General features: G+C 71.7%; 14 protein-coding genes. 12 read left to right on the plus strand and 2 right to left on the minus strand.

Annotated elements, in window-relative coordinates:
- Positions 1–8 precede the first annotated feature (8 nt).
- From dnaK to J5Y09_RS17750, 8 genes are all read left to right on the plus strand, one after another.
- Positions 9–1937, plus strand: a complete 1929-nt coding sequence (gene dnaK, locus J5Y09_RS17715) for a molecular chaperone DnaK (RefSeq protein ID WP_209353152.1) — start codon at positions 9–11, stop codon at positions 1935–1937.
- 113 nt (positions 1938–2050) lie between these two features.
- Entirely contained in the window at positions 2051–3205 is a 1155-nt protein-coding gene (dnaJ, locus tag J5Y09_RS17720; protein WP_209353153.1) for a molecular chaperone DnaJ, read from the plus strand.
- A 206-nt stretch (positions 3206–3411) separates the two neighbouring features.
- A complete protein-coding gene (gene dapB / locus J5Y09_RS17725) occupies positions 3412–4179 on the plus strand; it encodes a 4-hydroxy-tetrahydrodipicolinate reductase (RefSeq protein ID WP_209353154.1) in 768 nt (255 codons plus the stop codon).
- Between the two features lie 297 nt (positions 4180–4476).
- A complete protein-coding gene (locus J5Y09_RS17730; protein WP_245217217.1) occupies positions 4477–5136 on the plus strand; it encodes a Hint domain-containing protein in 660 nt (219 codons plus the stop codon).
- Positions 5137–5274: 138 nt separating this feature from the next.
- On the plus strand, positions 5275–6462 hold the full coding sequence (metK, locus tag J5Y09_RS17735; RefSeq protein WP_209353156.1) for a methionine adenosyltransferase: 1188 nt from the start codon (positions 5275–5277) through the stop codon (positions 6460–6462).
- A 189-nt stretch (positions 6463–6651) separates the two neighbouring features.
- The gene (gene trmB, locus J5Y09_RS17740) at positions 6652–7374 is read left to right on the plus strand and encodes a tRNA (guanine(46)-N(7))-methyltransferase TrmB (RefSeq protein WP_209353157.1); all 723 of its coding nucleotides are present in this window, start codon (positions 6652–6654) and stop codon (positions 7372–7374) included.
- A 59-nt stretch (positions 7375–7433) separates the two neighbouring features.
- Complete coding sequence (locus J5Y09_RS17745) at positions 7434–8192, plus strand: SDR family NAD(P)-dependent oxidoreductase (RefSeq protein WP_209353158.1); 759 nt, start codon at positions 7434–7436, stop codon at positions 8190–8192.
- 77 nt (positions 8193–8269) lie between these two features.
- Complete coding sequence (locus tag J5Y09_RS17750) at positions 8270–9877, plus strand: ABC transporter substrate-binding protein (protein ID WP_209353159.1); 1608 nt, start codon at positions 8270–8272, stop codon at positions 9875–9877.
- Between the two features lie 6 nt (positions 9878–9883).
- On the opposite strand, the gene J5Y09_RS17755 is transcribed toward J5Y09_RS17750, so the two are convergent.
- Together J5Y09_RS17755 and J5Y09_RS17760 are read right to left on the minus strand one after the other, a co-directional pair.
- Entirely contained in the window at positions 9884–10432 is a 549-nt protein-coding gene (locus J5Y09_RS17755) for a cytochrome b (protein ID WP_209353160.1), read from the minus strand.
- The gene (locus J5Y09_RS17760) at positions 10413–11006 is read right to left on the minus strand and encodes a YceI family protein (RefSeq protein ID WP_209353161.1); all 594 of its coding nucleotides are present in this window, start codon (positions 11004–11006) and stop codon (positions 10413–10415) included. Before J5Y09_RS17760 ends, J5Y09_RS17755 begins: the two co-directional genes overlap by 20 nt.
- Before the next feature lie 145 nt (positions 11007–11151).
- On the opposite strand from J5Y09_RS17760, the gene rimP reads away from it, so the two are divergent.
- From rimP to J5Y09_RS17780, 4 genes are all read left to right on the plus strand, one after another.
- Complete coding sequence (gene rimP, locus J5Y09_RS17765; RefSeq protein WP_209353162.1) at positions 11152–11679, plus strand: ribosome maturation factor RimP; 528 nt, start codon at positions 11152–11154, stop codon at positions 11677–11679.
- Positions 11680–11689: 10 nt separating this feature from the next.
- Positions 11690–13240: a transcription termination factor NusA gene (gene nusA / locus J5Y09_RS17770; protein ID WP_209353163.1), complete on the plus strand. Its 1551-nt coding sequence runs from the start codon at positions 11690–11692 to the stop codon at positions 13238–13240.
- Positions 13227–13880: an RNA-binding protein gene (locus J5Y09_RS17775; protein ID WP_209353164.1), complete on the plus strand. Its 654-nt coding sequence runs from the start codon at positions 13227–13229 to the stop codon at positions 13878–13880. Before nusA ends, J5Y09_RS17775 begins: the two co-directional genes overlap by 14 nt.
- A gap of 58 nt (positions 13881–13938) precedes the next feature.
- On the plus strand, positions 13939–14259 hold a 321-nt coding region (locus J5Y09_RS17780), incomplete at its 3' end, for a translation initiation factor IF-2 associated domain-containing protein (protein ID WP_209353165.1).

Consider the following 14259-nt stretch of genomic DNA (forward strand, 5'->3'; position numbering starts at 1 on the left):
AGTATCGGATGAGCAAGGTCATCGGCATCGACCTCGGCACCACCAATTCCTGCGTCGCCATCATGGAAGGCAAGGACGTCAGGGTCATCGAGAACGCCGAGGGCGCGCGCACCACGCCCTCCATGGTCGCCTTCGCGAAGAACGGCGAAAGGCTCGTCGGCCAGAGCGCCAAGCGCCAGGCCGTCACCAACCCCATGGGGACGCTCTTCGCCGTGAAGCGCCTGATCGGGCGCCGCTTCGACGACCCGATGGTGCAGAAGGACATCGACCTCGCGCCCTTCAAGATCACGCGCGCCGGCAACGGCGACGCCTGGGTGCATGTGGACGGCAAGGACTACGCGCCGCAGCAGATCAGCGCGATGATCCTGACCAAGATGAAGGAGACCGCCGAGGCCTATCTCGGCGAGACCGTCTCCCAGGCCGTCATCACCGTCCCCGCCTACTTCAACGACGCCCAGCGCCAGGCGACCAAGGAAGCCGGCGCGATCGCGGGCCTTGAAGTCCTGCGCATCATCAACGAGCCGACGGCCGCGGCGCTCGCCTACGGCATGGACCAGAAGAAGGGCGGCACCATCGCGGTCTACGACCTCGGCGGCGGCACCTTCGACGTGTCGGTGCTCGAGATCGGCGACGGCGTGTTCGAGGTGAAGTCGACCAACGGCGACACCTTCCTCGGCGGCGAGGATTTCGACCAGCGCATCATCGACTACCTGGCGGACGAGTTCCGCAAGGAGCAGGGCATCGACCTGCGCGGCGACAAGCTCGCGCTGCAGCGCCTGAAGGAAGCGGCCGAGAAGTCGAAGATCGAGCTGTCGTCGAGCAAGGAGACCGAGGTCAACCTGCCCTTCATCACCGCCGACGCCTCCGGGCCAAAGCACCTCGTGATGAAGCTGACGCGCGCGAAGCTCGAGGCGCTGGTGGACGACCTGATCCAGCGCACGCTCGACCCCTGCCGCCAGGCGCTGAAGGATGCCGGGCTGACCGCGGGCGAGATCGACGAGGTCATCCTCGTCGGCGGCATGACGCGCATGCCCAAGGTGATCGAGGCGGTGAAGTCCTTCTTCGGCAAGGAGCCCGCGCGCAACGTCAACCCGGATGAGGTCGTAGCGATTGGCGCCGCGATCCAGGGCGGCGTGCTCAAGGGCGACGTCAAGGACGTGCTGCTGCTCGACGTCACGCCGCTGTCGCTCGGCATCGAGACGCTGGGCGGCGTCTTCACCCGCCTGATCGACCGCAACACGACGATCCCGACCAAGAAGTCCCAGGTCTTCTCCACGGCCGACGACAACCAGACCGCCGTGACGATCAAGGTCTTCCAGGGCGAGCGGGAGATGGCGGCCGACAACAAGCAGCTCGGCACCTTCGACCTGACGGGCATCCCGCCCGCGCCGCGCGGCGTGCCGCAGATCGAGGTCACCTTCGACATCGACGCGAACGGCATCGTCTCCGTCAGTGCGAAGGACAAGGCGACGGGCAAGGAGCAGCAGATCCGCATCCAGGCCAAGTCCGGCCTGTCGGATTCCGACATCGAGCGGATGGTCAAGGACGCGGAAGCGAATGCCGAGGCCGACAAGCGCCGCCGCGAGCATGTCGAGGCGCGCAACCAGCTCGACGCCCTGGTCCACCAGACCGAGCGGACGCTGAAGGAGAACGCCGACAAGATCCCGCCCGCCGAGAAGGCGGACGCGGAGGCGGCGGTCACCGAGGCCAAGGCGGCGATCGAGAAGCAGGACGCCGAGGCGGTCACCAAGGCCAGCGAACGTCTCGGCCAGGCGGCGATGAAGATGGGCGAGGCGCTGTACAAGGCGCAGCAGGCCGACAAGCCGGCCGAGGGCGCCGCGGGCCCCGGCGGGCCGAACCCCGGGCGCGGCGGGGACGACAAGGTAGTCGACGCCGAGTTCGAGGAAGTCGACCCCAACAAGCGCAAGCCGTCCTGAGCGGCGGGCATCCGCCCGGATGAGCCTGCGCCGCCCGGTTCCCGCTTCGGGGCCGGGCGGCCGCATGCCGAGGAACCCTTCCCATGACGATGGCGCGCGCGAGGGCATGAGCCATGGCTAAGCGCGACTACTACGAGGTGCTCGGCGTCGGCCGGGACGCGAGCGAGGAGGACCTGAAGAAGGCCTACCGCAAGCTCGCCATGAAATGGCACCCGGACCGGAACCAGGGCGACAAGGAAGCCGAGGCCAAGTTCAAGGAACTGAACGAGGCCTACGACGTGCTGAAGGACGCAGAGAAGCGCGCGGCCTATGACCGCTTCGGCCACGCCGCCTTCGAACAGGGCGGCCCAGGCCAGGGCGGCGGCGGCTTCGGCGGCGGCAATCCCTTCGGCGGCGCCTTCGAGGACATCTTCGAGGAGATGTTCGGCCGCTTCGGCGGCGGCGGGCGTGGCCGCGGCGGTGCTACCGGCCGCGGGGCGGACCTGCGCACGCAGATCGAGATCGGGCTCGAGGAAGCCTTCGCGGGCACCAAGGCGTCCGTCCGCATCCCGACCTCCGTCGCCTGCGAGGCGTGCAAGGGCGTGGGCGCGGAAGGCGGCGCCTCGTCCGGCGTGCAGACCTGCTCGGGCTGCGGCGGTGCCGGCAAGGTCCGCGCGCAGCAGGGCTTCTTCCTGATCGAGCGCACCTGCCCGACCTGCGGCGGGTCCGGCCGCACCATCAAGAACCCCTGCAAGGTCTGCCAGGGCGCGGGGCGCGTGCAGCGCGACCGGACGCTCAACGTCTCGATCCCCCCCGGGGTGGAGGACGGCACGCGCATCCGCCTGGCCGGCGAGGGCGAGGCAGGGTTGCGCGGCGCGCCGGCGGGCGACCTGTATGTCGATGTCGCGGTGCGCCCGCACCCGATCTTCCAGCGGGACGGGGCCAACATCTACATCCGCGTGCCGCTGCGCATGACGCAGGCGGCCCTTGGCGGGCATGTCGAGGTGCCCTCGATCGACGGCGGCCGCGCGCGCGTGACGATCCCGGCCGGCAGCCAGACGGGCGACCAGTTCCGCCTGCGCGGCAAGGGCTTCTCCGTGCTGCGGTCCGCCGCGCGCGGGGACATGTATGTGCAGGTGTCCGTCGAGACGCCGCAGAACCTGACGCCGAAGCAACGCGAGCTGCTGGAGCAGTTCGAGGCCGAGGCGGTGAAGGGCGGCAAGACCCACCCGGAAAGCGAGGGCTTCTTCGCCAAGGTGAAGGAGTTCTGGGACGGGTTGGGGCGGTAGGGGGCCGAGGGGGCGTTGCCCCCTCGAACTTCGCCACCAGCACCGCGCCCCCCGCTGAGGCCGGCCCCCAGGTATAGGTTTCCAGAGGCCTTTCGGCCTTTGGTGGGGTGAGGTCCGGAGAGGGGCAAGGCCCCTTTCCGGGGCCCACCCTTGACCCCCGCGCCAACCCCCCGCACAGGCTGCGCCACCACCCGAGGGAGCGCGCCATGACCATCCGCATCGGCATCGCCGGCATTGCCGGCCGCATGGGCCGCCTGCTCGCCGAGGAAGTGCCGGCCGCCGGCGCGATCCTCGCGGGCGGCACCTGCCGCTCCGGCGCCGCGCCGGCGGGCGCGCCCGTGCTGGCGGACATGCAGGCGCTCTGCGCCGCGTCGGATGTCGTGATCGACTTCACCCACGCCGCGACCGCGCGCGCGCATGCCGAGGCCGCGGCGGCGTCGGGCACGCCCTACGTCCTCGGCAGCTCGGGCCTGTCGCTGGAGGAGGAAGCCGCGGTGGCGGAGGCCGCGAAGCGGATCCCGATCGTCTACGCCGCGAACTTCGCCCCCGGCGTGAACCTGTTCCTGGCGATCGCCGAACGCATGGCCGCCGCCCTGCCGCCGGCGCAATACGACGCCGAGATCGTCGAGATGCACCATCGCCAGAAGGTCGATGCGCCTTCGGGCACGGCGGTGGCACTCGGCCGCGCGGTCGCGGCCGGCCGCGGGACGACGCTCGAGGAAGCGGGGCGGGAGAGCGGGCGCGACGGGCATTGCGGCGCGCGCGGCACCGGCACGATCGGCTTCGCCGCGCTGCGCGGCGGCCAGGTGGTGGGGGAACACACGCTGCTGTTTGCCGCGGCGAGCGAGCATATCAGCCTGACGCATCGGTCCTTCGACCGGCGTGTCTATGCGACCGGGGCGGTGCGGGCGGCGCTGTGGGTGAAGGGGCGGGCGGCGGGCCTCTATGGGATGCGCGACGTGCTCGGGATGTAGCGCCGCGCCTGCGCGCAGGGTGAGCGTCGCGACAGCTACGCGCGGGGCAGCCGGTCGCGCTGCCCTGTCCCGGCGGCCAGACCTCCCGCGACACGGCCGAGGGGCGGAACCCGCAGGGCCGGCGCGATGCGCTCGGGCAGGCTGGGCTCTGGCATCCGATGACCCGCTGAGGGCGGGCGCGCGGCACTCATCAACAAGAAGTTAACGCCCCGGCCCGGCCATGCCGCTTTGCCGCGCCGCGACGACCCCCCATTCTTTTGCCGGGGGCTCGATGGGTGGTGGGACATGGCCGTGACCATGGCTCGGACTGGCATGCCCTGGCCGGATGACGGCGCGATCGGGGCGTGCACGGGGTTCGCCGCGGAAACGCGGATCGCGACCATGCGCGGCGAGGTGCGCGCCGCGGCGCTGCGGCCAGGCGACCTCGTGATCTCGGCGCGGCAGGGCGTGCCGCCCGTTCCCATCGCCTGGGTCGGGCGGCGGAGCATCGACATCGCGCGCCACCGGCGCCCGGCGCTGGTCGCGCCCGTGCGCATCTCCGCCGGCGCGCTCGCCGAAGGCGTGCCGTCGCGCGACCTGCTGCTCGCGCCAGGCCACGCGCTGCGGTTGGCCGGGCGGCTGGTGCCGGCGGTGCTGCTGGTGAACGGGCGGAGCATCGTCCAGGAACCCGGCTGGCGCGGCGTCGCCTATGTGCAGGTGGAACTGCCCGCGCACGGGCTTCTGCTGGCCGAGGGCGCGGCCGTCGAATCCTACATCGAGGAGGACGACCGGCGGCATTTCGGCGATGCCGGCCTGCGCTGGCGGATCGACCGCATGCTCGCCGCCCGCGGCAACGGCCGCTACGACGCCGGCGCCTGCCTGCCGGTGCTGCGCGACGGCCCGTCCCTGCTGCCGCTGCGGGCCCGGCTGGCCGCGCGGGCCGACGCGATCGCGCCCACCACACGCGAAATCGCTTGACCGGACGGGCCGGGATCCGCCCGGCCCGCCTTGACCCCGCCACACCCCCTTGCCATACGCCCCCGTCCCGGATCCTCCGGGCCCAGCCTGCCGGGGCTTCCCGCCGGCGTTTCCCGCGACAAGAGGCCGAACCAAGCCATGCGCGATACCGGCGAATACCTCTTCACCTCCGAATCCGTGTCCGAAGGCCATCCGGACAAGGTGGCGGACCGCATCTCCGACACCGTGCTCGACGCCTTCCTGGCGGCCGACCCCTATTCCCGCGTGGCCTGCGAGACGCTGGTCACGACCAACCGCGTGGTCATCGCCGGCGAGGTGCGCGGCCCCGGCTCCGTCACCGCCGACTACCTGAAGCATCTGGCGCGGCTCGCCATCCACGACATCGGCTACGAGCAGGAAGGCTTCCACTGGCAGAACGCCCATGTGGAATGCCACCTGCACGCCCAGTCCGCGCATATCGCGCAGGGCGTGGACGCAGCCGGCAACAAGGACGAAGGCGCCGGCGACCAGGGCATCATGTTCGGCTACGCCTGCACCGAGACGCCGGAACTCATGCCCGCGCCGCTGTACTACGCGCACCTGATCCTGCGCCGCATCAGCGAGCTGCGCCGCATCGGCCATCCCTCGGTGAAGGGGCTGCTGCCGGACGCCAAGTCCCAGGTCACGCTGCGCTATGTCGACGGCAAGCCGGTCGGCGCGACCTCCATCGTGCTCTCGACGCAGCATGAGGCGCATCTCGAGCAGTCGCAGATCAAGGCGATGGTCAGGCCGCTGATCGAGGAAGCGCTGCCGGCCGGCTGGATGTGCCCGGAAGCCGAGCTGTACGTGAACCCGACCGGCACCTTCGTCATCGGCGGCCCCGATGGCGATTGCGGCCTGACCGGGCGCAAGATCATCGTCGACACCTATGGCGGCGCGGCCCCGCATGGCGGCGGCGCCTTCAGCGGCAAGGACCCGACGAAGGTCGACCGGTCCGCCGCCTATGCCGCGCGCTACGTCGCCAAGAACGTCGTCGCGGCGGGCCTGGCGGAAAAGTGCACCATCCAGGTCTCCTACGCGATCGGCGTCGCCAAGCCGCTGTCGGTCTATTTCGACCTGCACGGCACGGGCCGCGACATCGACGAGGTGAAGCTCGCGAAGGTCGTCGACGGCCTCGTGAACCTCTCCCCGCGCGGCATCCGGGAGCACCTGCACCTGAACCGCCCGATCTACGTGCCGACCTCCTCCTACGGCCATTTCGGCCGTACGCCGGATGCGGAGAAGGGCACCTTCACCTGGGAGAAGACCGACCTGGTGGACGAGCTGAAGCGCGCCTTCGGGCGTTAGTCTTCGGCCCTCGGACGCCGGGCGCGCGCTCCGCGCGCCTGGCCGCCGCGCCCTGGCATGGCGTGCTGGCATCAGCCGCGGGCCCTGGGTCCGGTTTCGCTTCGCGCTCCCGGCCTTCCGCAAGGCCGGGGCGCACAATCCGGCGGGCGGCGCCACGGCGTCGCCCCTTTTTCGTTGGCAGGTAGCGCGATGACCGCCGACCGCCCCCCCCTCGCCGACGGCGTCCCCGACCGCCTCTATGGCCGCCGCCGCGGACATCCGCTCCGGCCGCGCCAGGAACGGCTGCTCTCCCTCGCCCTGCCGCGCTTCCGCCTGACGGCGGCCGAGGCCGCGCAGGCGCCCGCGATCTTCCAGGGCGCGGAGGATCTCTGGCTCGAAGCCGGCTTCGGCGGCGGGGAGCACACGCTGGCGCTGCGCGCCGCGCATCCCGCCGTCGCGCTGATCGCCTCGGAAGTGTTCGAGAACGGCCTCTGCTCGCTGCTCACGCGCCTGGTGCCGGAAGGCGCGGAGGCGACCGCCCCCGTGCCGGAGCGCCTGCGCCTCTGGCCCGAGGATGCGCGCCACCTTCTCGCGCTGCTGCCGGAAGGCGCGCTCGGGCGGCTCTACCTGATGTTCCCCGACCCATGGCCGAAGGCGCGGCACGCCAAGCGCCGCTTCGTCCAGCCGGCGACGCTGCCCGCGGTCGCCCGCGCGCTGCGCCCCGGCGCGGAATGGCGCATCGCCTCGGACGACCCGACCTACCAGGCCTGGGTGGATGAGGTCCTGTCCGACCAGCCCTTCTTCGCCCTGGCCGCCCATGCGCGCGGCGAGCGCCCCGAAGGCTGGTTCCCCACCCGCTACGAGGCCAAGGCGATCCGCGAGGGCCGCACCCCGCGCTACTGGACCTTCCGCCGCACCGACGCGCCGGCCTGACGCGCGCGACGGCGCGGCTCGTGTAGGCTGGACCCGGGATCGGAAGGGGAAACGCCGCCATGGAGATCGACGGCATCGCCGCCCTGGTGACAGGCGCGGGCTCGGGCCTCGGCGCCGCGACGGCCGAGGCGCTGGCCGCCGCCGGCGCGCGCGTGGTCGGCATGGACCTGAACGCGGAGGGCCTCACCGCGCTCGCCGCGCGCTGCGGCGCCACCACCGTCGCGGGCGACGTGGCGAAGGAGGCCCATGTCGCCACGGCACTCGACGCCGCCGCGGCACTCGGCCCGCTGCGGCTGGCCGTGAACTGCGCCGGCATCGCGCCGGCAGCGCGCATCGTCGGCCGCAACGGCGCGCACGACCTGGCGCTGTTCGAGCGGACGCTGCGGGTCAACCTGACCGGCACCTTCAACATGCTGCGGCTGGCCGCGCAGCGGATGCAGGCGCTCGATCCCACCGCGCCGGACGGGGAGCGCGGGCTGATCCTCAACACCGCCTCCATCGCCGCGGAGGACGGGCAGGTGGGCCAATGCGCGTATGCCGCGTCCAAGGCTGGCGTGATCGGCCTGACGCTGCCGGCGGCGCGCGAACTGGCGAAGACAGGCATCCGTGTCGTCACCATCGCGCCCGGGCTGTTCGAGACGCCGATGCTGGCCGGCCTGCCGGATGCCGCGCAGGCGGCGATCCGCGCCCTGCCGCCCTTTCCCGCGCGGCTTGGCCGGCCGGAGGAATTCGCCCGGCTGGTGCTCGCCATCGCCGCCAACCCGCTGCTGAACGGCAGCACGCTGCGCTTCGATTCCGCGCTGCGCCTTCCGCCTTGATCGGGCGGCGCGCCGCCGCCATCATCCGCGGAACGAACGCCAGCGAACATCACGGCCAACGCAGCGGAGGACCCGCCATGCATCGCCGTGACCTTCTCGCCGCCGCCGCTTCCCTCGCCGCCGCGCCCATGGCCGCCGCACAGGCGCAGCCCGCGCCCGGCGGCACGCTGCGGGTCGCCATGACAGCCGGCGACGTCCCACTGACCACCGGCCAGCCGAGCCAGGGGGCAGAGGGCAACCGCTTCCTCGGCATCACGCTGTACGACCCGCTCGTCGCCTGGGACCTGTCGCGCGCCGACCGCGCGCCTTCGCTCAAGCCCGGCCTCGCCGAACGCTGGCGCGTGGACGACGCGACCAAGAAGGTCTGGACCTTCGACCTGCGCGCCGGCGTGCGCTTCCACGACGGCAGCGCCTTCGACGCCAATGCTGTCGCCTGGAACCTGGCCAAGCTGCTGGACCGGGAAGCGCCGCATTTCGACCGGCAGCAGGCCGCGCAGGCGGGGCTCTATGCCAGCAACATCGCGCGCTGGCGGGTGAAGGATGCCCGCACGATCGAGATCGAGACGAAGACGCCCGACGCCGTGTTCCCGTACAACATGGCGAACATCTTCTATTCCTCCCCCGCCCGCTACGCGGAGGTGGGGAACAACTGGGACCGCTTCGCCGAACGCCCTTCCGGCACGGGGCCCTACATCGGCGACCGCTTCGTCCCTCGCCAGCGGCTGGAAGCGGTGCGCAACGGCGAATACTGGGACCCGGCGCGGCGGCCGCAGCACGAAAGGCTCGTGCTGCTGCCGATCCCGGATGCGCTGACGCGCGTGTCCGCCCTGCTGTCGAACCAGGTGGATTTCATCGAGGCGCCGCCGCCCGACGCCGTGCCGCGCATCCGCGCCGCGGGGCACAACGTCGTCACCAACGCCTATCCGCATATCTGGTGCCACCAGTTGTCGTTCCAGCCGGACAGCCCGTTCCGCGACCTTCGCGTGCGGCAGGCGGCGAACATGGCGATCGACCGCGCGGCGATGGTGGGGCTGCTGGGCGGCCTCGCCATGCCCGCGAAGGGGATGATCACGGAGGGCCATCCCTGGTTCGGCCGGCCGACGGTCGATCTTTCCTACGATCCCGCGCGCGCCCGGCGGCTGCTGGCGGAAGCGGGCTTCGGCCCGCGCAACCCGGTGCGGACGAAGTTCATCATCGCGCCCTCGGGGTCGGGCCAGATGCAGCCGCTGCCGATGAACGAGCTGCTGCAGCAGAACTACCGCGCCGTCGGCATCGAGCTGGAATTCGAGGTGATGGACTGGGAAGCGCTGCGCGGCCGCCGCCGCGCCGGCGCCGCCGCGCCCGAGAATCGCGGCCTGCACGCGATCAACAATTCCTGGGCCTTCTGGGACCCGGATATCGGGCTGCTCGGCCCGGCGATCAGCCCGGCGTCGGGTGGCTCCGGCTTCAACTGGGGCGGCTTCCAGGATGCGCGGGCGGATGAGCTCGGCCTGCGCGCGCGCCAGACCTTCGAGACGGCGGCGCAGGATGCGATCCTGGCGGACCTCCACGCGCATCTGGTCGACCAGGCCATGTGGATCTGGGCGGTGCACGACGTGAACCCGCGCGGCCTGTCGCGGCGCCTGTCCAACTTCACCCAGGCGCAATCCTGGTACCAGGACCTGACGCCGATCCGGGTCGGGTAGCCGGCGCTACCCGCGCCACATCCGGCGCAGCACGGCCCCGCCGCGCGCATGGTGATGCAGCGCGGCGGCGGCGTGCCCGGCCGCGAGCAGCACCAGCGCCCAGGCGAGGATCTGGTGCGTCGCACGCAGCGTCTCGTACAGCGCCTCGTCCGCCTCCAGCACATGCGGGATCGGGATGAGCAGGAACATGACCGTCTCGATCTGCCCCGGCGCCGTGCTGGCGCTGAGGTAGCCGAGCGCCGGCACGACGAGCAGCAGCGCATAGAGCGCCGCGTGGCCCGCCGCGGCGGCGCGGCGCTGCCAGGGCGGCATCGCCTCCTCCTCCGCCGGGCGCCCGCGCCGGGCGCGCAGCCACAGCCGCCACAGCACGAGCGGCGGCACCAGCAGCCCGATCGTCTTGTGCGCCTGGTAGGCGAGGATCTTTTCCAGCAGTCGCGTCAGCGGCAGCGCGACCATCACCAGCCCGATCGCGAAGCCGGCGACGACCAGCGTCGCGACGCCCCAATGCAGCCAGCGCTGCGCGCGGGACCAGCCATCAGACGATGAGGCGGACACGCACGTTCAGCCGGATGGTGTCGGAGATCGCGGCCTGCTCCGCCGTCATGCCGAATTCGGAGCGCTTCATCTCCCCGCCTGCGGAGAAATCCGCGACCTCCCGCCCCAGCGCGGCGTCGCGCCGGCGGTCGAGCAGCCGCCCCTCCATCCGGAAGGGCCTGGTGATGCCGCGGATGGTCAGGTCCCCGGCCAGCGGGAAGCGGGCGAGGCTGCCTTCCCCGGTCGCCGCGCCGCGGAAGGTCGCTTCCGGGTGGCGTTCCACGTCGAAGAAATCGGGCGAGCGCAGCAGCTCGACCGCGCCGGGATAGGCGAGCGCAACGGCCGCCGTGCGCACCGTGACCTGCACCGAGGTAGTCAGCGGTCGTTCCGGGTCGATGAACAGCTCCGAGGAAAAATCCTCGAACCGCCCGGTCGAGCTCAGCACGCCGAGATGCCGGGCGACGAATTCCAGCCGGCCCACATTCTGGTCGAACACGTAGCGCGTCCGGGCGCGCGCCGGCCGCGCCAGCATCCCGGCGCCCAGCCCCGCCAGCAGCACCCGCCGCCCCGTCAGCATCGCCATCGCAGCCTCCATCGGGCTTTCCCAGGGACCATGTCGCCCGCGCCGGCCCGGGCGCAACCCCCGCTTGCGTCCGCGCCGCCGAAGAGTCATAAGGCGGCAGACATCACCATCCGGACTGACGGGGGGTGGCCTTGAAAGAGGCCGCCTTTTTTGTTGCTTGGACGAGATCGAAGACCTGCCGCGGCATGAAGGGCTCGAAGCCCGCATAGCCGACGCGATCCTGCCGACGCTCGGCGCGCTGGGCTATGAGCTCGTGCGCGTGCAGGTGTCCGGCAAGGAGACGCCGACGGTGCAGATCATGGCCGACCGCGCCGACGGCGCAACCTTCGCGGTCGAGGATTGCGAGACCATCAGCCATGCCGTCGGCGCCGTGCTCGACGTGGCGGACCCCATCAAGGGGGAATGGACGCTGGAAGTCTCCTCCGCCGGGATCGACCGGCCGCTGACCCGTGCCAAGGACTGGAACCGCTTCGCCGGCCATGTCGCGACGCTCGAGCTCGCCATCCCGCAGGACGGGCGCAAGCGCTTCCGCGGCGTCGCGCTCGGCGCGGATGCGCAGGTTGCGCGGCTGCGGCTCGAGGACGGGACGGAATGCGCCTTCCCGCGCAGCAACATCCGGCGCGCCAAGCTGGTGCTGACCGACGAACTCATCGCCGCCACCGCGGCCCCCCGGACGACGAACTAGGAGAGAACGCATGGCCATCGACATCAGCGTCGCCCGGCCCGAGCTGCTGCAGGTCGCCGACGCCGTCGCGCGCGAGAAGATGATCGAGCGCGACGAGGTGCTGGAGGCGATGGAGCAGGCCATCCAGAAGGCCGGCCGCGCCAAGTACGGGCAGGAGAAGGACATCCGCGCCTTCATCGACCGCAAGGACGGGCGCGTGAAGCTGGAGCGCTGGACCGAGGTGGTCGAGGCCGAGCCGGTCGAGAACGAGGCGGTGCAGATCCCGCTGCGCATCGCCCAGAAGGTGAAGCCCGGCATCGCGGTGGGCGAGTTCATCATCGACCCGCTGCCGCCGATCGATTTCGGCCGCATCGCCGCGCAGACCGCCAAGCAGGTGATCGTGCAGCGGGTGCGGGAGGTGGAGCGGTCGAAGCAGTTCCACGAGTACAAGGACCGCGTGGGCGAGATCATCAACGGCATCGTCAAGCGCACCGAATACGGGAACCTGATGGTCGACCTCGGCCGCGCGGAAGCGCTGCTGCGCCGCGACGAGACCATCCCGCGCGAAGCTTTTCGAAACGGCGACCGCGTCCGGGCCTACATCTACGACGTGCGCGAGGAACCGCGCGGCCCGCAGATTTTCCTCAGCCGCACCCATCCGGGCTTCCTCGCGAAGCTGTTCGCGCAGGAAGTGCCCGAGATCTACGACGGGATCATCGAGATCAAGGCGGTCGCGCGCGACCCTGGCAGCCGCGCCAAGATGGCCGTGATCAGCCGTGACTCCAGCATCGACCCGGTCGGCGCCTGCGTCGGCATGCGCGGCTCGCGCGTGCAGGCGGTGGTGGCCGAACTGCAGGGCGAGAAGATCGACATCATCCCCTGGTCGCCCGACTTCGCGACCTTCATCGTCAACGCGCTCGCCCCGGCCGAGGTCAGCAAGGTGGTGCTGGACGAGGACGGCAAGCGCTGCGAGGTGGTGGTGCCGGACGACCAGCTGAGCCTGGCCATCGGCCGCCGCGGGCAGAATGTGCGCCTCGCCTCCCAGCTCACGCGCTACGACATCGACATCCTGACGGAAGCCGAGGAGAGCGAGCGCCGGCAGGAGGAATTCCGCAAGCGCACCGGCCTGTTCGTGGAAGCGCTCGACGTCGACGACGTGATCGCCGGGCTGCTGGTGCAGGAAGGCTTCTCGACCATCGAGGACATCGTCCAGGTGGAGGACGAGGAGCTGGCCGGCATCGAGGGCTTCGACGAGAGCGTGGCCGCCGAGCTGAAGCGCCGCGCCCAGGCCTTCATCGACAAGCGCGACGCGGAGTTCGACGAGAAGCGCCGCTCGCTCGGCGTGGACGACGTGCTGGCCGAGATCGGCGGCTTCTCCCCCGGCATGATGGTCACGCTCGGCGAGAAGGGCGTGAAGGGTCTCGAGGACCTGGCCGACCTCGCCGGCGACGAGTTGATCGAGATCCTCGGCGCCGAGGTGGTCGACGAGGAGACGGCGAACGCCATCGTGATGGAAGCGCGCCGCCGCGCCGGCTGGTTCGGCGACGAGGAGGAGCCTGGCGCGGGTGATGCAAGCACCTGAGCCAGGACAGGCGCCTGAGCCAGGGGCGGCGACTGAGCCGGAGGAGGTGGAGGAGGCGCGGGAGACCGGCCCCCTTCGCCGCTGCATCGTCACGCGCGACAGCGGGCCCAAGGAAACGATGATCCGTTTCGTGCTCGGGCCGGCTCGCGAAATCGTTCCCGATCTCGCCGGAAGACTGCCGGGCCGGGGAATGTGGTTGAGCGCGCGGGGCGATGTGCTAGAACGCGCGCTGAGCCGCGGGGCCTTCATGCGGGCCGCGCGCGGGCCCGTGACGCTTCCCTCCGACCTTCGTGCGCGGATCGAGGACGGTCTTCGCGCCCGCATCCGCGACCTGCTGGGCCTGGCCCGGAGGGCGGGGCAGGCGGTTTCGGGCTGGCAAGCGGGGCGGGAATGGCTCCAGGCCGGTCGCGCGGGGTTGATCGTCCAGGCATCGGACGGCAGCCCGGCGGAGCGCGCGCGGTTCGGCGGGCGCGGGCTACCCTCGGCGGCGCCGCTGACCGCGGCGGAACTGGGTGGTGTTTTCGGGCGTGACCACGCCGTGCATGTGGTGGTCGCGCCGGGCCGGCTGGCGGATGCCATCCTGGCCGAGGCGGGGCGGCTGGCGGGTATCGCCGGCGTCGCACCGGACATTGTGGAGTAGGGCCGTCGCCCGTGGCGCGGCCTTGGAATGTTTTTTAGGATCGGGTTCGGATCGGCGGATGAGCGACCAGAACGAGCAGGACGCGGGCAAGAGCAGGCTGAGCCTTCGGCCCGGCGGACGCCTCGAACTCGGCAAGACGGTGGATGCCGGCAGCGTGCGGCAATCCTTCAGCCATGGCCGCAGCAAGACCGTGCAGGTCGAGGTCGTGAAGAAGCGCCCGGTGGCGCCGCCCGCCGCGAAGCCCGGCATCGCCGCGCCGGCCGCCCGGGCCGCCGCGCCGGCCCCCACCCCCGCGCCGACCCCCGCGCCCGCGCCGGCCGCGGCCGCTCCGACGGCGGCGGCGCCTTCGGGCACCGGCCAGGCCCGCGCCGCGGGCCCC

This window comes from Roseomonas nitratireducens (assembly GCF_017813355.1).
In the GTDB taxonomy this organism is placed as follows: domain Bacteria; phylum Pseudomonadota; class Alphaproteobacteria; order Acetobacterales; family Acetobacteraceae; genus Neoroseomonas; species Neoroseomonas nitratireducens.

Excerpts from the sequence above, each read along its gene's own strand:
- dnaK (WP_209353152.1), top strand. The coding sequence starts at position 9 with ATGAGCAAGGTCATCGGCATCGACCTCGGCACCACCAATTCCTGCGTC.
- dnaJ (WP_209353153.1), top strand. The coding sequence starts at position 2,051 with ATGGCTAAGCGCGACTACTACGAGGTGCTCGGCGTCGGCCGGGACGCG.
- dapB (WP_209353154.1), top strand. The coding sequence starts at position 3,412 with ATGACCATCCGCATCGGCATCGCCGGCATTGCCGGCCGCATGGGCCGC.
- J5Y09_RS17730 (WP_245217217.1), top strand. The coding sequence starts at position 4,477 with ATGGCTCGGACTGGCATGCCCTGGCCGGATGACGGCGCGATCGGGGCG.
- metK (WP_209353156.1), top strand. The coding sequence starts at position 5,275 with ATGCGCGATACCGGCGAATACCTCTTCACCTCCGAATCCGTGTCCGAA.
- trmB (WP_209353157.1), top strand. The coding sequence starts at position 6,652 with ATGACCGCCGACCGCCCCCCCCTCGCCGACGGCGTCCCCGACCGCCTC.
- J5Y09_RS17745 (WP_209353158.1), top strand. The coding sequence starts at position 7,434 with ATGGAGATCGACGGCATCGCCGCCCTGGTGACAGGCGCGGGCTCGGGC.
- J5Y09_RS17750 (WP_209353159.1), top strand. The coding sequence starts at position 8,270 with ATGCATCGCCGTGACCTTCTCGCCGCCGCCGCTTCCCTCGCCGCCGCG.
- J5Y09_RS17760 (WP_209353161.1), bottom strand. The coding sequence starts at position 11,006 with ATGGAGGCTGCGATGGCGATGCTGACGGGGCGGCGGGTGCTGCTGGCG.
- nusA (WP_209353163.1), top strand. The coding sequence starts at position 11,690 with ATGGCCATCGACATCAGCGTCGCCCGGCCCGAGCTGCTGCAGGTCGCC.
- J5Y09_RS17775 (WP_209353164.1), top strand. The coding sequence starts at position 13,227 with ATGCAAGCACCTGAGCCAGGACAGGCGCCTGAGCCAGGGGCGGCGACT.